Annotated in this window: 17 protein-coding genes; 9 read left to right on the top strand and 8 right to left on the bottom strand. The window is 69.2% G+C overall.

All coding sequences use genetic code 11. From position 1 onward, the window contains the following. The first annotated feature begins 23 nt into the window (after positions 1 to 23). Together QFZ27_RS12480 and QFZ27_RS12475 are read left to right on the top strand one after the other, a co-directional pair. A complete protein-coding gene (locus QFZ27_RS12480) occupies positions 24 to 1,217 on the top strand; it encodes an efflux RND transporter periplasmic adaptor subunit (protein ID WP_429226714.1) in 1,194 nt (397 codons plus the stop codon). A 10-nt stretch (positions 1,218 to 1,227) separates the two neighbouring features. Then, positions 1,228 to 4,416 (top strand): efflux RND transporter permease subunit, encoded by a 3,189-nt coding sequence (locus tag QFZ27_RS12475; protein ID WP_429226713.1) that lies wholly within the window; start codon positions 1,228 to 1,230, stop codon positions 4,414 to 4,416. A 27-nt stretch (positions 4,417 to 4,443) separates the two neighbouring features. Here the strand turns inward: QFZ27_RS12475 and QFZ27_RS12470 are convergent, their stop codons facing one another. Further along, positions 4,444 to 5,292, bottom strand: coding sequence for a hypothetical protein (locus QFZ27_RS12470; protein ID WP_429226712.1), 849 nt, complete (start codon positions 5,290 to 5,292; stop codon positions 4,444 to 4,446). Positions 5,293 to 5,477: 185 nt separating this feature from the next. On the opposite strand from QFZ27_RS12470, the gene QFZ27_RS12465 reads away from it, so the two are divergent. Beyond that, on the top strand, positions 5,478 to 6,116 hold the full coding sequence (locus QFZ27_RS12465) for a hypothetical protein (RefSeq protein ID WP_429226711.1): 639 nt from the start codon (positions 5,478 to 5,480) through the stop codon (positions 6,114 to 6,116). A gap of 149 nt (positions 6,117 to 6,265) precedes the next feature. Here the strand turns inward: QFZ27_RS12465 and QFZ27_RS12460 are convergent, their stop codons facing one another. Both QFZ27_RS12460 and QFZ27_RS12455 read right to left on the bottom strand, forming a co-directional pair. Then, on the bottom strand, positions 6,266 to 7,669 hold the full coding sequence (locus tag QFZ27_RS12460) for a Do family serine endopeptidase (RefSeq protein WP_429226710.1): 1,404 nt from the start codon (positions 7,667 to 7,669) through the stop codon (positions 6,266 to 6,268). Between the two features lie 78 nt (positions 7,670 to 7,747). After that, positions 7,748 to 8,635, bottom strand: coding sequence for a LysR family transcriptional regulator (locus tag QFZ27_RS12455; protein WP_429226709.1), 888 nt, complete (start codon positions 8,633 to 8,635; stop codon positions 7,748 to 7,750). A 99-nt stretch (positions 8,636 to 8,734) separates the two neighbouring features. Between QFZ27_RS12455 and QFZ27_RS12450 the strand changes: the two genes are divergently transcribed. Further along, complete coding sequence (locus QFZ27_RS12450) at positions 8,735 to 9,505, top strand: SDR family NAD(P)-dependent oxidoreductase (protein ID WP_429226708.1); 771 nt, start codon at positions 8,735 to 8,737, stop codon at positions 9,503 to 9,505. Positions 9,506 to 9,582: 77 nt separating this feature from the next. Here QFZ27_RS12450 and rplQ read toward each other — a convergent pair whose 3' ends face one another. The 4 genes from rplQ to rpsM all read right to left on the bottom strand — a co-directional run bounded on the left by rplQ (position 9,583) and on the right by rpsM (position 12,125). Continuing rightward, positions 9,583 to 10,023 (bottom strand): 50S ribosomal protein L17, encoded by a 441-nt coding sequence (gene rplQ, locus QFZ27_RS12445; RefSeq protein WP_429226707.1) that lies wholly within the window; start codon positions 10,021 to 10,023, stop codon positions 9,583 to 9,585. A 119-nt stretch (positions 10,024 to 10,142) separates the two neighbouring features. After that, the gene (locus tag QFZ27_RS12440; RefSeq protein ID WP_429232447.1) at positions 10,143 to 11,159 is read right to left on the bottom strand and encodes a DNA-directed RNA polymerase subunit alpha; all 1,017 of its coding nucleotides are present in this window, start codon (positions 11,157 to 11,159) and stop codon (positions 10,143 to 10,145) included. A gap of 174 nt (positions 11,160 to 11,333) precedes the next feature. After that, complete coding sequence (gene rpsK / locus QFZ27_RS12435) at positions 11,334 to 11,738, bottom strand: 30S ribosomal protein S11 (protein ID WP_309791678.1); 405 nt, start codon at positions 11,736 to 11,738, stop codon at positions 11,334 to 11,336. Positions 11,739 to 11,756: 18 nt separating this feature from the next. Next, entirely contained in the window at positions 11,757 to 12,125 is a 369-nt protein-coding gene (rpsM, locus tag QFZ27_RS12430; RefSeq protein ID WP_429226706.1) for a 30S ribosomal protein S13, read from the bottom strand. 334 nt (positions 12,126 to 12,459) lie between these two features. Between rpsM and QFZ27_RS12425 the strand changes: the two genes are divergently transcribed. The 4 genes from QFZ27_RS12425 to QFZ27_RS12410 all read left to right on the top strand — a co-directional run bounded on the left by QFZ27_RS12425 (position 12,460) and on the right by QFZ27_RS12410 (position 16,027). Then, positions 12,460 to 13,023 carry an HdeD family acid-resistance protein gene (locus QFZ27_RS12425; RefSeq protein ID WP_429226705.1) on the top strand — a complete coding sequence of 188 codons (564 nt, stop codon included), beginning with the start codon at positions 12,460 to 12,462 and terminating at the stop codon, positions 13,021 to 13,023. Positions 13,024 to 13,078: 55 nt separating this feature from the next. Then, positions 13,079 to 13,483 (top strand): carboxymuconolactone decarboxylase family protein, encoded by a 405-nt coding sequence (locus tag QFZ27_RS12420; protein WP_429226704.1) that lies wholly within the window; start codon positions 13,079 to 13,081, stop codon positions 13,481 to 13,483. A 208-nt stretch (positions 13,484 to 13,691) separates the two neighbouring features. Further along, positions 13,692 to 14,984, top strand: coding sequence for a hypothetical protein (locus QFZ27_RS12415; protein WP_429226703.1), 1,293 nt, complete (start codon positions 13,692 to 13,694; stop codon positions 14,982 to 14,984). Positions 14,985 to 15,106: 122 nt separating this feature from the next. Beyond that, positions 15,107 to 16,027 (top strand): arginase family protein, encoded by a 921-nt coding sequence (locus QFZ27_RS12410; RefSeq protein ID WP_429226702.1) that lies wholly within the window; start codon positions 15,107 to 15,109, stop codon positions 16,025 to 16,027. A 3-nt stretch (positions 16,028 to 16,030) separates the two neighbouring features. Here the strand turns inward: QFZ27_RS12410 and QFZ27_RS12405 are convergent, their stop codons facing one another. Further along, positions 16,031 to 16,417: a YMGG-like glycine zipper-containing protein gene (locus QFZ27_RS12405; RefSeq protein ID WP_429226701.1), complete on the bottom strand. Its 387-nt coding sequence runs from the start codon at positions 16,415 to 16,417 to the stop codon at positions 16,031 to 16,033. Between the two features lie 174 nt (positions 16,418 to 16,591). Between QFZ27_RS12405 and QFZ27_RS12400 the strand changes: the two genes are divergently transcribed. Beyond that, the gene (locus tag QFZ27_RS12400; RefSeq protein ID WP_429226700.1) at positions 16,592 to 18,175 is read left to right on the top strand and encodes an inorganic phosphate transporter; all 1,584 of its coding nucleotides are present in this window, start codon (positions 16,592 to 16,594) and stop codon (positions 18,173 to 18,175) included. Position 18,176: the final 1 nt, after the last annotated feature.

Below are 18,176 nucleotides of genomic sequence, written 5' to 3'. Positions count from 1 at the left end.
GGACCTCCTGTGGAGTGCGAGACATGATGACCGGGCGCCTGCAGACGCGGCCAGGAAGGGTGCTCGGCACCCTAACGGTATTGGCAACGGTGGCTTTCCTGGCCGCCTGCAACGAATCGGGCGGCGACCAGGGCCAGTCGGCGCCACCGCCCCCGCCGGTCACGGTGGCCACGCCCCTGGTCCAGAAGATCACCGAATGGGATGAGTTCACCGGCCGCTACGAGGCGACGGCGAGGGTGGAGGTCCGCGCCCGCGTTTCCGGCTACCTGCAGTCGATCAACTTCGCCGACGGCGCCACCGTCAAGCAGGGCGACGTGCTGTTCACGATCGATCCCAGGCCCTACCAGGCGACGGTGGATTCGGCCAAGGCCGACTTGGCCAACGCCCAGGCCCGGCTCGACCTCGCCAAGGTCCAGCTCGACCGCGCCCAGTCGCTGGTCGCTCAGTCCAACGTCTCGCGCTCGTCCTACGACCAGGCGGTGCAGGAGCGGCGGGCGGCCGAGGCCGCGGTGGCCCAGACCACGGCGGCGCTGCAATCGGCCCAGCTCAACCTCGACTTCACCCAGGTCAAGGCCCCCATGGCCGGCCGCGTCTCGAACCGGCGGGTCGACATCGGCAACCTGGTGACCGGCGACCCGAATTCGACGCTGCTGACCACCATCGTGGCGCTGGACCCGATCTATTTCGAGTTCGACATGAGCGAGTCCGACTATCTCGCCTATCAGCGGGCGGTGGTGGCCGGCAAGCTGCCCTCGACCCGCGACAACGCCACCATCATCCAGACCCGGCTGCCGGACGAGAAGGACTGGCCGCATGCCGGCACCATGAACTTCGTCGACAACCAGCTCGACCCCGGCTCCGGCACCATCCGCGCCCGCGCCATCCTGGACAACAAGGACCTGTTCATCACCCCAGGCCAGTTCGGCCGGCTGCGGCTGCCCGGGTCGAACGAATACGACGCCATCCTGATTCCGGACAGCGCGATCCTGACCGACCAGTCGAACCGGATCGTGATGACGGTCAAGGATGACGGCACGGTCGAGCCCAAGATCGTCCGGCCGGGCCCGACCCAGCCGGGCGGCCTGCGCATCGTGCGCGAGGGCCTGACCGGGCAGGAGAAGGTGATCATCAACGGGCTGGTCCGGGCACGCCCGGGCGCCAAGGTGACGGCACAGCCCGGCAAGATCGAGCCTACCCCCGAATACGACGCCAACTGAGGCCAGGGGTATGAAGTTCTCCCATTTCTGCATCGACCGCCCGATCTTCGCGACGGTGCTGTCGATCCTGGTCGTGCTGCTCGGCGCGGCCGCCTATTTCACCCTGCCGGTGGCGCAGTATCCCGAGATCGCGCCGCCGACCATCGAGATCCGCACCTCCTATCCCGGCGCCTCGGCCGAGGTGGTCTCCAACACGGTCTCGACGCCGATCGAGCAGGAGATCAACGGCGTCGAGAACATGCTGTACATGCAGTCGCAGGCGACCGGCGACGGCCAGCTGGTGATCCAGGTCACCTTCAGCCTGGGCACCGATCTCGACATCGCCCAGGTGCTGGTGCAGAACCGCGTCGCCGTGGCCGAGCCGCGGCTGCCGGACGAGGTGCGCCAGATCGGCGTCACCGTGCGCAAATCCTCGCCCGACATGCTGATGGTGATCCATCTCAGCTCGTCGGACGGGTCGCGCGACCCGCTCTACGTCTCCAACTACGCGACGCTGCAGGTGCGCGACGTGCTGGCCCGCCTCGACGGCGTCGGCGACGTGCGCATCTTCGGCGCCCGCGACTACGCCATGCGGGTCTGGCTTGACCCGGACAAGGCGGCCTCGCGCAACCTGACCGCGGGCGAGATCATCGCCGCGCTGCGCTCGCAGAACGTCCAGGTCGCCTCCGGCGTGCTGAACCAGCCGCCGGTGCCCGGCCAGGGCGGCGCCTACCAGCTCAATGTCGAGACCCTCGGCCGCCTGTCCGACCCGCGGCAGTTCGGCAACATCGTCGTCAAGACCGACACCGACGGCCGCGTCACCCGCGTGCGCGACATCGCCACGGTCGAGCTGGCGGCCCAGGACTACACCGCCAACGGCTATCTCGACGAACGGCCGGCGGTGCCGCTGCTGGTGTTCCAGCGCCCGGGCTCGAACGCGCTGGAGACGGCCGACCGCCTGATCGAGACCATGCAGGAGCTGTCCAAGAGCTTCCCGCCCGGCCTGCAGTACAACATCATCTACAACCCGACCGAGTTCATCGCCGAATCGGTGCATGAGGTCGAGAAGACGATCTGGGAAGCGATCGCCTTGGTCGTCATCGTCGTCATCCTGTTCCTGCAGACCTGGCGCGCGGCGATCATCCCGGTGGTCGCCATCCCGATCTCACTGATCGGCACCTTCATGGTGATGGCGGCGCTTGGCTATTCGTTGAACAACCTGTCGCTGTTCGGTCTGGTGCTGGCCATCGGCATCGTCGTTGACGACGCCATCGTGGTGGTCGAGAACGTCGAACGCCATCTGCGCGAGGGCAAATCGCCGAAGGAGGCGGCGCATCTGACCATGGACGAGGTCGGCGGCGCGCTGATCGCCATCGCCCTGGTGCTGTGCGCCGTGTTCATCCCGGCGGCGATGATCAGCGGCATCTCCGGCCAGTTCTTCCGCCAGTTCGCGGTGACCATCGCCGCGGCGACGGTGATCTCGGCCTTCGTGTCGCTGACCCTGAGCCCGGCGCTGTGCGCCATCCTGCTGAAGCCGCACCAGGAGCATCACGAGAAGAAGACCTTCGTGCTGTTCCGGCCGGTCCAGTCCTTCTTCCGCGGCTTCAACTGGGCCTTCGACAAGCTGTCGAACGGCTATGGCGGACTGACCCGGCGGATCCTGCGCTTCGCCGTGGTCATGCTGGTGCTCTATGTCGGGCTAATCGGCCTGACCGGGCTGCAGTTCGGCCGGGCGCCGACCGGCTTCATCCCGGACCAGGACCAGGGCTACCTGATCACCGTGATCCAGCTGCCCCCCGGCTCGTCCCTCGCCCGCACCGACGCGGTGGTGCGGCAGGCGGCCAAGGAGATCCTGCAGGTGCCGGGCATCATCCATGTCGTGCCCTTCTCCGGCTTCGACGGCGCCACCTTCACCAACGCCTCGAATGCCGGCGCGATCTTCTCCACCTTCGCGCCCTTCGCCGAGCGCGACGCCAAGGGGCAGGATGTGCGGCACCTGCAGCAGGCGCTGAACCAGAAGCTCGCCGGCATCCAGGACGCCTTCATCATCACCATCCAGCCCCCGCCCGTGCGCGGCATCGGCACCGGCGGCGGCTTCAAGATGATGGTCGAGGACAAGACCGGCCGCGGCCTGCCGGCGCTGGACGCCGCGACCCAGGAGATCGTGGCCAAGGCGAACCAGACCCCCGGCCTGGCCGGCATCTTCTCGCTGTTCAACACCCGCACGCCGAAGCTGTATGCCGACATCGACCGGGTGAAGGCGGAGATGCTGGGCGTTCCGGCCGACCGGGTGTTCGAGACACTCGAAGTCTATCTCGGCTCGACCTATGTCAACGACTTCAACTATCTCGGCCGCACCTTCCGCCTGACCGCCCAGGCGGACGGCAAGTTCCGGCAGACCCTGCGCGACATCGGCAACTACAAGACCCGCAGCGACAGCGGCGGGATGGTGCCGCTCAGCGCCGTGGCCAGCTTCCACGACCGCACCGGCGCCTACCGCGTGCCGCGCTTCAACCTGTACCCGGCGGCCGAGGTCCAGGGATCGACCCTGCCGGGCTATTCCACCGGCTACGCCCTGGCGGCGATGGAGCAGATCGCCACCGAAACCCTGCCGCAGGGCTTCGGCTTCGAATGGACCGAGCTGGCGCTGCAGGAGAAGCTGGCCGGCAACACCGGCATGCTGGTGTTCGTCGCCTCGGTGGTGTTCGTCTTCCTGCTGCTGGCGGCGCAGTATGAAAGCTGGACCCTGCCGCTGTCGGTCATCCTGATCGTGCCGATGTGCCTGCTGGCCGCGGTCACGGGGCTGCTGCTCAGGGGCATGGACGTCAACATCCTGGCCCAGATCGGCTTCGTCGTGCTGATCGGCCTGGCGGCGAAGAACGCGATCCTGATCGTCGAGTTCGCCCGCCAGGCGGAGGAGCATGGCGAGAGCCGGCAGGAGGCCGCGATCTCGGCGGCCCGCACCCGGTTGCGGCCGATCCTGATGACGTCCTTCGCCTTCATCTTCGGCGTGGTGCCGCTGGTGATCGCGTCGGGCGCCGGCTACGAGATGCGGCAGTCGCTGGGCACCGCGGTGTTCTTCGGCATGATCGGCGTGACCGTGTTCGGCCTGCTGTTCACGCCGCTGTTCTATGTCGTCTGCCGCTGGCTCGGCTCAGTGGTCGGCCGGCGCAAGCCGGCCGCCCCGGCGCCGAAGCCGCAGAGCGGCCCGGCGGAATGATCGTGGCGGTGGCGGCGTCCCGGAGGCTCACTCCGGGACGCCGCTGCCCCGCGCCAGTTCCGGCAAGCGCAGATCCCGATAAAGCTCGGCCAATATGCCGGCGAAGACGCTGACCTCGACCGCCGTCAGCGCCAGCGACACCAGATCCATCACCAGGGTCACCAGGCCGGCGCCCGGCTCATCCGGCAGGATCGCGTCCAGCACCAGGCCGAGGCCGATGGCGACCAGGAAGAACCCCAGCAAGGCGATGATCAGCGCCCCCAGCACCGCCAGCCTGCGGCCGCGCAGCAGCCGGCTGCTCTCGGCGGCGGTCAGGCCCCGGTCGCCGATCGCGATGCCGGGCAGCACCAGCCCATAGAAGGCGAAGGGCACGGTCGACAGGACGGTGATCAGGCCCGAGATCGTCAGGACCCCCAGCATGCCGCCCGACGCCCCGCCATCGGCCACGGCCTGCAGCAGCGACGGCCCGCCGATCAGCCCGAACAGCAGCGACAGCACGAACATTCCGGCCACGGCCGTGACCATGCCGAGGATGCCGAGCCAGATCTGGTAAAGGGCGAAGCGGAACGTCGCGCCGTCGGCCGGGAACGGTGCCAGCTCGCCGCGCAGCACGTAACGGTGCCAGCTGACCGCGATCAGTGCGATCGCGAACAGCAGCACCAGCATCGACAGCATCACCGCCAGGGCGGCGGCGCCGGACGGCTCCTGGCCGACGAACATCGCCGTGACCTCGTCGCCCCACAGCCATTCGATGGCGAAGCGGAAGATCAGCGCGAAGGCGACCGCCGGCGCCGCCAGCCATGCCAGGGCGCGGGCATGCCCCAGGCTCCAGCCCAGCGCGCGCCGCAGCAGGTCGCCGCTCGAAAGTGCCGCCATCATCCATCCCCTTCCCACGAATCGGGGCGGATCATTCCAGCCCATGCCGGGCGGGGCAACCGGTGGAAACGCTGCCAGCCGCCTCGACGCGCCGCCGCCCGCGAGAAAAAACACGATCGCGGTAGTATTACCGGCGACCTGTGTTCATGCTATGTTCCATGGAGATGACGCCCCAGGATTGCGGATTGGATGACGGGCCGGTCGATCCGGACCTGGCCTGGACGCGATGGGCGCTGGGCTCCCTGGGCGAGCTGGTCGAGATCGGCCTCCGCTCGGCCCGGATGACGGCGACGGAGCAGATGGCGACGCCGATCACGCGGACGAAGCCGGATTTCGCGCTGGCGCAGGTGCGCCTGGCCCGCTCGGTACGGCTGTCGATCGCGATGAGCCAGCGGGTCCGCGAAAAAAACTACCAGGATCGCAAGGCCGGCAAGACGGAGCCCATGCCGGCTGAAGGGGCCACGGCGTCCGAAGCTGCGGCAGCCGAGGCCGCACCGGCCGAAGCCGCGCCGGAAGCCGGCCCCAAGGACAGCGAGCCCCGGACGGAGCGGCACGAGTCCCTGACCGAGAGCGAGCGCCTCGAGACCGAGCTCGAGCCGGCCGAAGAGGCGGAGGAGCGCCGCGACCTGGACCCGGCCCTGCTGCCGCACGACTGGGACGGCGCCACCGCCGCGGAGGCCTCCGACTGCCTGCCCGAAGATCTCTGGTCCGACACTCCTGCCGAAACCGCGGCCGCTCGGCCCGAGCCCGATTGGCCTCATCCATCGGACACGTCCGACACCGGCCGGCCCACGCCGAAACCGTGGAAACCGGATAGCAGTTGAGCGTCCCGTCCCCTGTTGTCCAGCACCCTCTCACGACAGCTCGGGCTGTTTTTTGCCTCTCCCGTTTACGGGAGAGGCACACGAAGTTCAGGCCGGAAATGACCGCTCCACCTACCTCCCAAAGAAACTCGTCTACCCACCAAGCGGCACTACCGCCCCACCACCGTCTCCAGCACCTGCCCGCCGCGCTGGACGGCGATGCGCCAGGGGCCGCGGAAGTTGCGCAGCGCCGTGTCCAGCGCCTCGGTGCTCTCGACCGCCTCGTCGTCGAGCCGCAGCAGCACGTCGCCCGGCTGCAGCCCCAGCCGCGCCGCCGGGCTGCGGGCGGCGACCGCGGTCACCACCACGCCCTTACCCGAATTGTTGAGCCGCATCTCCTCGACCACAGCCGGCGAGACATTGACCACGGTGGCGCCGGCCAGGGGCGAGCGCCCGCCGAGCACCCGCTGGTCGCGCGGCGGATCCTCCGGCGGCGCCTCGACCGGCAGCGCCAGCTCGGCCGTGTCCTTCCCCCGCCGCACCGTCAGCGTCGCCGTGGCGCCGAGGTCGAGCGTGGCCAGCCGGAAGCGCAGCGATTCCGGGTCGTCGACCGCATGGCCGTCGACCGCCGCGACCACGTCGCCGACCTTGAGGCCGGCCCGCGCTGCCGGGCCGCCCGCGGCGACGCCGTTGACCAGCACGCCGGCCGGGCGGTCCAGCCCATAGGCCTCGGCCAGGCTACGGTCGACCGCCTGGCCGTCGGCGCCGAGCCATGGCCGCACCACCTTCTGCCCGGTCTCGGCCGCCCGCATCATGCTGCGCAGCATGTTGGCCGGGATGGCGAAGCCGATGCCGAGCGACCCGCCGGTGCGGCTGTAGATCGCCGTGTTGATGCCGACCAGCCGGCCCTTCATGTCGATCAGGGCGCCGCCGGAATTGCCGGGGTTCACCGCCGCGTCGGTCTGGATGAAGAAATCGTAGTCGGAGATGCCGACGGCCGTGCGGGCGATGGCGGAGACGATGCCCATGGTCACGGTCTGGCCGACGCCGAAGGGGTTGCCGATCGCCAGCACCAGGTCGCCGACCTCGAGCGCGTCGCTGTCGCCGAGCGGCAGCGACGGCAGCGACCGGCCGGCGAGATCCTTGAGCTTGAGGAAGGCGAGGTCGGTGCGCTCGTCCGACAGCACCAGCTCGGCCTCGTATTCGGTGCGGTCGGACAGCACCACGGTGATCTGGTCCGCGTCCTTGATCACATGGTGGTTGGTGACCACGAGCCCGTCGTCACCGACCACCACGCCCGAGCCGAGCGAGTTCTCGACCCGCTGCCGCGGCCGGCCGCCGGGCATGTCGTCGCCGAAGAAGCGCTGGAAGAACGGGTCGTCGAACAGCGGATTCGCCCGCTCGACCACCATGTGGCGGGCATAGATGTTGACCACGGCCGGCGCCGCGCTGCGCACCAGCGGTGCGAAGCTGAGGTCGATCTCGGCCCGGCTGGTCGGCACCACCGGCTCCGCCACGGCCGGCCCGGCCAGCAGGAGCAGCACCGACGCCGCGGCGCCTGCGAAACGGAACATCCTTCCTCCATCGGCCGTCACGGAGGTGGGTCTAGCCGAAGCCGCCCGCCGCCGTCCATGGGCCGGCATGCCGCGGACCTAGCGGATCTCCTCCTGCAGCAAGCTCAGCGCCTGCAGCAGGGCCGGCGAGCGGTCGCCGCGGCGCCAGACGGCGGCGATCCGGGCCTGCGGCGCACGGCCGGCGAGGGACAGGTAGCGCACGCCATGCGGCCGCAGCCGGCGCAGCGACGCCGGCACCAGCGACACGCCGAATCCGGCCGCGACCAGCGATACGATGGCGTGCATCTGATGCGCCGACTGGGCAATGCGGGGCACGAAGCCGGCTTTGGCGCAGGCCTCCAGGATCGCGGCGTGGAAGCCAGGCCCCTCGCCCTGCGGGAACATGACGAAAGGCTCGTCGGCGAGGTCGGCGAGATCGATCCGGCCGCAACCCGCCAGCGCATGGTCGGCCGGCACCACCGCGACCATCGGCTCGGCCCAGGCCGGGCGCTGCTCCAACCCCTCGCTGTCCGGCAGCGGCGGAATGACGAAGCCGAGGTCGCCGCGGCCGCCGCGCAGCTCGTCGAGCTGCCGCATCGTCGTCGCCTCGCGCAGGTCCAGCGCCAGGCCGGGGTGGCGCGCCCGCAGCGCCTTCAGCAGCGGCGGCAGGCGCTCGAACATGGCGCTGCCGACGAAGGTGACGCGCAGGAGCCCGGTCAGCCCCTGCCCCGCCTGGCGCGCCACCGCCACCGCATGCTCGGCCTGGGCCAGGGTGCGCCGCGCCTCCTCCAGCAGCGCCGAGCCGGCCGGGGTCAGCGCCACCCGGCGGCGGCTGCGGTCGAACAACGCCGCGCCGATCACATCCTCCAGCCGCCGCATCGCCGTGCTGAGCGGCGGCTGCGCCATGCCCAGGCGCTCAGCGGCGCGGCGGACATGCCGCTCTTCGGCCACGGCGATGAACTGGCGCAGGAGGCGAAGCTCGATCATCGGCTGATACTCTCCGGATATCAGATGCTCATGATCTCATATTTGAAGTATGCGCGGCATCGTCCCACGTTCCGGCCATCACAGAAGGAGAACGGATCGATGGCACGCATCGTGGTGGTCAGCGGCGGCGGCACGGGCATCGGGCTGGCTGTGGCCCGGCATTTCGCCGGTCAGGGCGAACAGGTGGTGATCCTCGGCCGCCGCGCCGGCGTGCTGGAGGCGGCGGCGGAGGTGATCGGACAGAATTATCCGGCCGCGCCGCCGGTGCTGGCGCTGCCGGGCGACCTGTCCCGGCCCGAGACGGTCGAAGCGCGGTGCCGGCAGATCGGCGAGCGCTTCCCCGCGGTCGACGTGCTGGTGCATGCGGCCGGCGGCAACGCCATCCTGCAGGCGCCGCCGGGCCATTACGACGACGGGCTGGCCGGGGTGGCACGACGCTGGACCGAGAACTTCGCCGGCAACGTGCTGTCCGCCGTGCTGCTGACCGAAGGGCTGCGCGACCGGCTGCGGGCGCCCGGCGGCCGGGTGGTGCTGATCGGCTCGATCGCCGCCTATCGCGGCTCCGGCGCCGGCTGCTACGGCGCCGCCAAGGCCGCGCTGCACCCCTATGGCCACGACCTGGCCGCTTCCCTGGGCCCGCGCGGCATCACCGTCAACATCGTCGCGCCGGGCTATATCCGCGACACCGAATTCTTCGCCGACCGGCTGTCATCGGAGCGCCAGGCGGCGCTGATCGCCGAGACCGCGACCCGCCGCGCCGGGCTGCCGGCCGACATCGCCGACGCCGTGGCCTGGCTGGCCTCACCCGGCGCCGCGCATGTCACCGCCCAGGTGATCCAGGTCAATGGCGGCGCCGAGCGCGGGCATTGACTCGGCCAATCCGTCATCACCTACGAAAAAGGCCCGGCTTGCGCCGGGCCCTGATCCGTTCACCGTCGTCGGGCCGATCAGCCCTCGGCGCCCTCGGCTTCACCTGCCGCGGCCTTCATCTCGGCGTCGCGGGCCTTGTCGGCGGCGCCCTTGGCGTCGCGGTCGCGCTCGACCAGCTCGATCACGGCCATCGGGGCGGCATCGCCGTAGCGGAAGCCGGCCTTGAGCACGCGGGAATAGCCGCCGCTGCGGGTCTTGTAGCGCTCGGCGATCACCGAGAACAGCTTGGTCACCACGTCGTCGTCGCGCAGCTGGGCATAGGCCAGGCGGCGATTGGCGAGGCCACCCTTCTTGCCGAGGGTGATCAGCTTCTCGACGATCGGGCGCAGATCCTTCGCCTTCGGCAGGGTGGTCTTGATCTGCTCATGGGTGATCAGGGCCGCCGCCATGTTGGCGAACATCGCCTTGCGGTGGCTGCTGGTGCGGCTGAACTTACGTCCGGAAACGCCGTGACGCATGGCGGTCTCTCCTCAAGGCGCGGCCCCCGCGGGGGTCCGATGGCGGGACCCGCCGCCTGCCCTCGGCGAGGACAGAACGGCGGGGTAAAACCTCGATTAACCGTTGATCGGGCAGCCGATCAGAACGGCTCTTCGAGCTTCTTGGCAAGATCCTCGATGTTCTCCGGCGGCCAGTTCGGGATTTCCATGCCGAGATGGAGACCCATGGTCGAGAGAACTTCCTTGATCTCGTTCAGCGACTTGCGGCCGAAGTTCGGGGTGCGGAGCATCTCCGCCTCGGTCTTCTGCACCAGGTCGCCGATATAGACGATGTTGTCGTTCTTCAGACAGTTGGCCGAGCGCACCGACAGCTCGAGCTCGTCCACCTTCCGCAGCAAGTTGCGGTTGAACGGCATGTCCTCCGAAGTCTCCTCGCGGTGGTCGCGCGACGGCTCCTCGAAGTTGATGAACAGCTGCAGCTGGTCCTGCAGGATTCGGGCGGCCAGCGCCACCGAATCCTCCGGCGTCACCGCGCCGTTGGTCTCGATCGTCAGCGACAGCTTGTCGTAGTCGGTAACCTGGCCGACGCGGGTGTTCTCGACCTTGTACGAGACCTTGCGGATCGGGCTGTACAGGGCGTCGACCGGGATCAGGCCGATCGGCGCGTCCTCGGGCCGGTTCATGCTGGCCGGGACGTAGCCCTTGCCGTTGTTGACCGTGAACTCCATCGCCAGCTTGGCGCCGTCGTCGAGGGTGCACAGCACCAGCTCGGGGTCCATGATCTCGATGTCCGGCCCGGTGACGATGTCGCCGGCCTTGACCACCTTCGGCCCCTCAACGTTGAGCCGCATCTTCTTCGGGCCCTCGGCGTGCATGCGCAGCGACAGCGCCTTGACGTTGAGGACGATGTCGGTGACGTCCTCGCGGACACCCGGGATCGACGAGAATTCGTGCAGCACGCCGTCGATGTGGATCGCGGTGACCGCGGCGCCCTGCAGCGAGGACAAGAGCACGCGGCGGACGGCGTTGCCGAGGGTCAGGCCGAAGCCGCGCTCGAGCGGGTCGGCGACGAGGGTCGCCTTGCGCTGGGAATCGTCGCCCGGCTGGACGTCGAGAGCGTTGGGCTTGATCAGTTCCTGCCAGTTGCGCTGAAGCACTGTCATATCATCCTGTTCTGCCACGAGAGGCCGGATACGGCCGAAAATGCCGACGGGGGCCGAAGCCCCCTTCCGATCCCATCCGTGGACCCTGTGGCCAGTGGTCCTGTCCCGGATCGGCTGGCTGAAACCGCGCGAAGGTGCCGGGCCGCCGGGCGGCGGCCCGGGCAGGCCTTAGACGCGACGCTTCTTGCGCGGACGGACGCCGTTGTGCGGGATCGGCGTGACGTCGCGGATCGAGGTGATCTGGAAGCCGACCGACTGCAGCGCGCGCAGGGCGCTCTCACGGCCGGAGCCGGGGCCCTTCACGTTGATCTCGAGCACGCGCATGCCGTGCTCCTGCGCCTTGCGGCCGGCGTCCTCGGCAGCCATCTGGGCGGCGTAGGGAGTCGACTTGCGGCTGCCCTTGAAGCCCATGCCACCGGCCGACGACCAGGCAATGGCGTTGCCCTGCGCGTCGGTGATGGTGATCACCGTGTTGTTGAAGGACGAGTTCACGTGGGCGACGCCCGAGGTGATGTTCTTGCGCTCGCGACGACGCAGACGGGCGTTCGCGGTGGCAGCTGCTGGCTTGGCCATGGTTCGCTCGCCTTCCGATTACTTCTTCTTGCCCGCGATGGGCCGCGCCGGACCCTTGCGGGTACGGGCATTGGTGTGGGTGCGCTGGCCGCGGACCGGCAGGCCCTTGCGGTGACGCAGGCCACGGTAGCAGCCCAGGTCCATCAGCCGCTTGATGTTCATCGCCGTCTCGCGGCGCAGATCGCCTTCGACCGTGAAGTCGGCGTCGATCGACTCGCGGATGCGCAGGATCTCGTCTTCGGTCAGCTCATTGACGCGCCGGTCGGCCGGAATGCCGAGCTTGTCGATGATGCTCTGGGACGCGTGACGGCCGATCCCATGGATATAGGTCAGCGCGATCAGGACGCGCTTCTGGGTCGGAATATTGACGCCGGCGATACGTGCCACGTCGCTCTCCTTGCGGTTGCCACCTTCGGCGCCGCCGCTGCCCTGCCCCACCGGGACCTGACCTGCAACGCCGGGTCTGCTGGTTCATGTCCGCCCACGGGCCGGAGCGGCCACGCGAACGACTTAAGCTTCGGGGCCCTCGGGCTCCGAAGCGCGCGGAGTATAGTGATGGTCGGGACAGAGTCAACCGCCGGGATTCGCGTGCTCGAATCCGCTGGTCGGGACGACAGCGGCGGAACCATAACCGGGACCGATCCGGCTTGTCACCTGCGCAATTGCGATCATTTTCTTGAGCACGGCCATGCGCCGGCCGGATGCCTGCGGGAGACGGATAATGCAGAACCTGCCGGTCCTTCGCGCCCTCGCCGCCAATTGGGGCGCCGTCGCGCTGCGCGGCGTGATGGCCATCCTGTTCGGGGTCCTGGCCTGGCTGTGGCCGGGCATGACCCTGGCCGTCCTGATCATCCTCTACGCCGCCTATGCGCTGGTCGACGGGGTGATGGGCATCGTCGTCGGCATCCGCGGCCGCAACTGGGGCTATGCCCTGCTCGGCCTCGCCGGCGTCATTGCCGGGATCGTTGCCGCAGTTTGGCCGCTGCTGACCGCGATCGTACTGGTCACCATCATCGCCGTCTGGGCGATCGTGATCGGGGTCATGGAAATCGTCACTGCCATCCGCCTGCGCAACGAGATCGAGGGCGAGTGGCTGCTGGCGCTGACTGGCGCGCTGTGGGTGCTGTTCGGCGCCTACGCCCTGTTCTTCCCCGGCGCCGGGGCGCTGTCCCTGGTGTGGCTGATCGGGACCTGGGCCGTGGTGATCGGGGTGCTGCAGCTGATCCTGGCCTTCCGCCTGCGCCGCCTGGCACAGCATCACGGCGACACCGCCACCCGGGCGTGACGCCGCGCCGGGCCCATGCCACCCTGCCCGCATCGCAATCGCAGGAAGCATCGCCATGGCATCGGGGCTGATCGGATACGAGGAAGCGTCGCCGGAGGTCCGGGCCGTCTACGACGACATCATGGCCATCCGCCGGGTCGACAAGATCAACAACTTCTGGAAGGCGCTGGCGATGCATCCGCCGACGCTGAAGCGGACCTGGGAAAGCCTGAAGGAGGTGATGGCGCCCGGCGCGCTCGACCCGCTGGTGAAGGAGATGATCTATCTCGCCGTCAGCACCACCAATGGCTGCGGCTACTGCATCGCCTCGCACAGCGTGGCGGCGCGCAAGGCCGGCATGACCGACGAGATGCTGGGCGAGCTCCTGGCCGTGGTCGGCATGGCGAACGAGACCAACCGCCTGGCCACCGGCCTGCAGGTGCCGATCGACGAGGCGTTCCGGGTGGATCGCGACAGGTGAGACGCGCGTCCGCCGGATCAGGACCGATGGGATACTTCCGAACCAAGACTAATAATAAAATTTTGATCGATAGAAATAAATGAACGGCGGAAGGAAATCCTGAAATCAGAGAACTTTCAAAGATTCTTACATTTTCCAGCTTACTAAAAAGTAAATATTTCAAGCCGTTTCCCCGGATATATGATTTTTCAAGTCAAGTTTTTTTGGATTGATCTGTTCAGAGGATATCACCTTGAAGTTATGGCTTCCCCTGGCCTGCGCTGCCTTCGCATCGACGGCGGCGCAGGCGAATTCCAATCTGTTTGAACTCTGCAACGAATCGTTCCGCGAGCTTTCGCCGGCCGAGCAGCAGTTGGTCATCAGCAAAGGCTGCGCCCTCGACCCGGTCGGACAGTCGATCAATGTCGCCTCCCTGCCTGACGGGACCGGAAGTGGAACGGGAACGGGCAGCGGCAGCGGCAGCGGTACCGGCTCGACCGGGGGATCGAGTTCGGCCGGCGGGGGCGGTTCATCGGGCGGCGGCAACGGCAGCGGCTCGCACGGTGGAGGCGGCTCCGGCGGAGGTTCAGGCGGTGGCGGATCCGGAGGCGGCGGCTCGGGCGGCGGAGCTTCAGGCGGTGGAGGCTCGGGTGGCGGCGGGTCCGGAGGCTCGGGTGGCGGCTCCGGCAGCGGCAATGGCGGCGGCATCAATGTCGGCGTCGGCAGCGGCTCCGGCAGCAACAACAGCGGCGGGGTGAATGTCGGTGCGGGCGGCGGCGCCTCGCATAATTCCGGCGGCGTCAATGTCGGTGTCGGCAGCGGCACCGCCTCGACCAACAGCGGCGGCGTGAATGTCGGCCTCGGTGGCAAGGCGGCGTCCGGCAATTCCTCAGGTATCAATGCCGGCGTCGGCACCGGCGCGGCCTCGGCCAACAGCGGTGGGATCAATGTCGGCGTCGGCGGCAAGGCCGCGTCCGGCAATTCCTCAGGCATCAACGCCGGCGTCGGCACCGGCGCGGCCTCGGCCAACAGCGGTGGGATCAATGTCGGCATCGGCGGCAAGGCCGCGTCCGGCAATTCCTCAGGCATCAATGCCGGCGTCGGCACCGGCGCGGCCTCGGCCAACAGCGGTGGGATCAATGTCGGCGTCGGCGGCAAGGCCGCGTCCGGCAATTCCTCAGGCATCAACGCCGGCGTCGGCACCGGCGCGGCCTCGACCAACAGCGGCAGCGTCAATGTCGGGCTCGGCGGCAAGGCATCCTCCGGCAACACCGGCGGGATCAACGCCGGGCTCGGGACCGGCGCCGCCTCGACCAATGGCGGCGGGCTGAATCTCGGCCTCGGCGGCAAAGCGGCCTCCGGCAATACGGGCGGCCTCAATGTCGGGCTCGGCGGCAGCGGTACCGGTGCCGCCAGCGGCAACACCGGCGGCATCAATGTCGGCCTCGGCGGCCCCAAAGGTGTCGGCGTCCATCTGGGCGGCAGCCACAGCGGCATCAGCGTCGGCGGCCACCGGCTCTGAGCGGTCCGGATGGCGAAACGGAGGGCCGGCATCCCGATGCCGGCCCATCCCGGTCAGTTGGCACGGCTTGACAGCCCGGGGGCGCGATAGAACCATCCCGATCCCACGAACCGGAGGGATCATTGCCCCCATACGCCGGCATCGCGACCTTCCTGAACGCCCCGCACCGCACCCGGCCGGAGGGCGGCCGCCCCGCCGCCGCGGTGCTGGGCCTGCCCTTCGATTTCGGCACCACCAACCGGCCCGGCTCGCGCTTCGGCCCCGGCGCGATCCGGGCGGCGAGCCGGACGCTGACCGGCGACGACCATCCCGATCTCGGGCTGAGCCCGGAGGAGCGGCTGGATCTCTACGACGCTGGCGATGCCGCGCCGGTCACCGCCGACATCGCCGGCAGCCTGGAGGCGATCCGCGCCGCGGCGGCGGAGCAGATCGGCGCCGGCGCCCGCCTGCTGGCCTTCGGCGGCGACCACACCGTCACCCTGCCGCTGCTGGAGGCGACGGCGGCAAAGCACGGCCCGCTGGCGCTGATGCAGTTCGATGCCCATGTCGACACCTGGGCTGGTACGCCCACCGCGCCGATCTATCACGGCTCCTGGCTGCGCCATGCGATCGGGCGCGGCCTGGTCGACCCGCGGGCCACGGTGCAGGTCGGGCTGCACAGCCCGGTCGACCGCGCCACCGCGGCCTGGACCCGGGACCAGGGCGTCACCGGCCTGTCCGCCGAAAGCGTGCATCTGGACGGCATCGACAAGACGGTCGAGCGCATTCGCGCCGTGCTCGGCGACCGGCCGGCCTATCTGACCTTCGACATCGACGGCATCGACCCCGGCCTGGCGCCCGGAGTCGCCTGCCCGGAGGCCGGCGGCCTGTTCCCGTGGCAGGCGCTGGCGCTGCTGCGCCGGCTGGGCGAGGTCGGCTGGGTCGGGGCGGATGTGGTCGAGACCTGCCCGCCCTACGACCAGGGCGAGGTCACCGCCGTGCTGGCCGCCACGATCGGCTGGACCTGGCTGTGCCTGCTGGCGGCGCGGGAGCCGGCCGGCTGACCGTCAGTCCAGCACGGCGTAGCCGCGGCGGATCATGCAGTTCCGCACAATGTTTTGCGTGCTGTTGGCGGCGGAGGCACCGCCACCGACCGCGCCGCTGAGGCCGCCGACACCGGCGCCGATCGCGGCGCCGCGCCCGGCATTGCCGGTGAAGGCGCCGATGATCGCGCCGCCCGCCGCGCCGACACCGGCACCGAGCAATGCCCCACCGACCGTCCGGCCGCCGGCATCGACCTGCTTGGCCAGCTGCTGGCACTGGCCGACATCGTATTCATAGTTGCGCCCGCCGGCGACCGAGGTCGCGGGGTCGATGATCGGCCGCACCTGGTCGGCACAGCCGGCGAGGCCCAGAGCCACGACGGCGAAAACGGCTGCTCTGTTCAAGCCCATATCACTCTCCCCTCGATCGGCCGGAAAACGGCGCTTCGACACTATCATAGCCAAATGAGACCGTTTTCGGCCAAGGACCATGTGCCCCGACACCGTCCGCGAACCATAACATAACCGCAACATCCGGCTTGTAGGGTCACCGGCATCGCACCGATCGAAGCCCACGAGGCCCGAATGACCAGTTCCGCGCTCGATTCCAGGCCGACGGGTGGGCTCAGCCGCCTGACGCCCTTGGCCGTCATCGCCCTGCTCATCTTCGGCGTCATCTATGCCGGCTGGAGCCTGTTCAACGACCTCGGCGACGTGCATTCGCCGAGCCTGCTGCCCTTCATCCTGCTCGGCATCGCCCTGCTGATCGCGCTCGGCTTCGAGTTCGTCAACGGCTTCCACGACACCGCCAATGCGGTGGCGACGGTGATCTACACCAACTCGCTGCCGCCCACGGTGGCCGTGATCTGGTCGGGCTTCTTCAACTTCCTGGGCGTGCTGACCTCCACCGGCCTGGTCGCCTTCGGCATCATCTCGCTGCTGCCCGTCGAGCTGATCCTGCAGGTCGGCAGCAATGCCGGCTTCGCCATGGTGTTCGCCCTGCTGATCGCCGCGATCATCTGGAATGTCGGCACCTGGTATTTCGGCCTGCCCTCCTCCTCCTCGCACACGCTGATCGGCTCGATCATCGGCGTCGGGCTGATGAACCAGCTGATGGCCATCCCCGGCACCGGCACCAGCGGCGTGGACTGGTCGCAGGCGCTGGGCATCGGCAAGTCGCTGCTGCTGTCGCCGCTGGTCGGCTTCGCCGCCGCGGCGCTGCTGCTGCTGGCCGCCAAGGCGCTGATCAAGCGGCCGGAGCTGTACCGCGCGCCGGAGGGCAGCAAGCCGCCGCCGCTGTGGATCCGCGGCCTGCTGGTGCTGACCTGCACCGGCGTCAGCTTCGCCCATGGCTCGAATGACGGCCAGAAGGGCATGGGGCTGATCATGCTGATCCTGATCGGCACCGTGCCCACCGCCTATGCCCTGAACCGGGCGATGCCGGAAGCCCAGATCACCGCCTTCGAGCAGTCGTCGCAGCAGGCGGCCGGGGTGCTGGCGCACTATGCCGGCACCACCGCGGCGCCCGCCGATCCGCGCGCGGCGGTGACCGCCTATGTCCGCGACCGGGCCCTGTCGCCCGAGACGGTGCCGGCGCTGGTCGCCCTGACCCAGGAGATCGACCGCAGCGTCGCCGGCCGCAGCTCGCTGGCCGCGGTGCCGAACGAGCAGGTCGGCAACATCCGTAACGACATGTACCTGGCCTCCGAAGCGCTGAAGCAGATGGCGAAGGCCAACTCGCCGGCCTTCAGCGCCGATGACGGCAAGGTGCTGACCGCGTATCGCGGCTACCTGGACCAGGCGACCAAGTTCATCCCCGACTGGGTCAAGGTGGCGGTCGCCATCGCGCTGGGCCTCGGCACCATGGTCGGCTGGAAGCGCATCGTCGTCACCGTCGGCGAGAAGATCGGCAAGGAGCACCTGACCTACGCCCAGGGCGGATCGGCCGAGCTGGTGGCGATGGCGACGATCGGCGCCGCCGACATGTACGGCCTGCCGGTCAGCACCACCCATGTGCTGTCCTCCGGCGTCGCCGGCACCATGGCGGCCAATCGCTCCGGGCTGCAATGGAGCACGATCCGCAACCTGCTGATGGCCTGGGTGCTGACCCTGCCGGTCTCGATCGCCCTGGCCGCCGCGCTCTACTGGCTGCTGCGGCACCTGTTCTGAT

This window comes from Inquilinus ginsengisoli, from assembly GCF_050434925.1.
GTDB lineage: Bacteria > Pseudomonadota > Alphaproteobacteria > DSM-16000 > Inquilinaceae > Inquilinus > Inquilinus ginsengisoli_B.
The sequence above is the reverse complement of the archived record's forward strand: the minus strand, read 5'-3'. Positions and strand labels throughout refer to the sequence as shown.

What these genes read in the sequence shown, in the direction of transcription:
- QFZ27_RS12450 (WP_429226708.1), top strand. Translation starts at nt 8,735, where the DNA reads ATGGCACGCATCGTGGTGGTCAGCGGCGGCGGCACGGGCATCGGGCTG.
- QFZ27_RS12425 (WP_429226705.1), top strand. Translation starts at nt 12,460, where the DNA reads ATGCAGAACCTGCCGGTCCTTCGCGCCCTCGCCGCCAATTGGGGCGCC.
- QFZ27_RS12470 (WP_429226712.1), bottom strand. Translation starts at nt 5,292, where the DNA reads ATGGCGGCACTTTCGAGCGGCGACCTGCTGCGGCGCGCGCTGGGCTGG.
- QFZ27_RS12420 (WP_429226704.1), top strand. Translation starts at nt 13,079, where the DNA reads ATGGCATCGGGGCTGATCGGATACGAGGAAGCGTCGCCGGAGGTCCGG.
- rpsK (WP_309791678.1), bottom strand. Translation starts at nt 11,738, where the DNA reads ATGGCCAAGCCAGCAGCTGCCACCGCGAACGCCCGTCTGCGTCGTCGC.
- QFZ27_RS12400 (WP_429226700.1), top strand. Translation starts at nt 16,592, where the DNA reads ATGACCAGTTCCGCGCTCGATTCCAGGCCGACGGGTGGGCTCAGCCGC.
- rplQ (WP_429226707.1), bottom strand. Translation starts at nt 10,023, where the DNA reads ATGCGTCACGGCGTTTCCGGACGTAAGTTCAGCCGCACCAGCAGCCAC.
- QFZ27_RS12480 (WP_429226714.1), top strand. Translation starts at nt 24, where the DNA reads ATGATGACCGGGCGCCTGCAGACGCGGCCAGGAAGGGTGCTCGGCACC.
- QFZ27_RS12405 (WP_429226701.1), bottom strand. Translation starts at nt 16,417, where the DNA reads ATGGGCTTGAACAGAGCAGCCGTTTTCGCCGTCGTGGCTCTGGGCCTC.
- QFZ27_RS12455 (WP_429226709.1), bottom strand. Translation starts at nt 8,635, where the DNA reads ATGATCGAGCTTCGCCTCCTGCGCCAGTTCATCGCCGTGGCCGAAGAG.
- QFZ27_RS12475 (WP_429226713.1), top strand. Translation starts at nt 1,228, where the DNA reads ATGAAGTTCTCCCATTTCTGCATCGACCGCCCGATCTTCGCGACGGTG.
- QFZ27_RS12460 (WP_429226710.1), bottom strand. Translation starts at nt 7,669, where the DNA reads ATGTTCCGTTTCGCAGGCGCCGCGGCGTCGGTGCTGCTCCTGCTGGCC.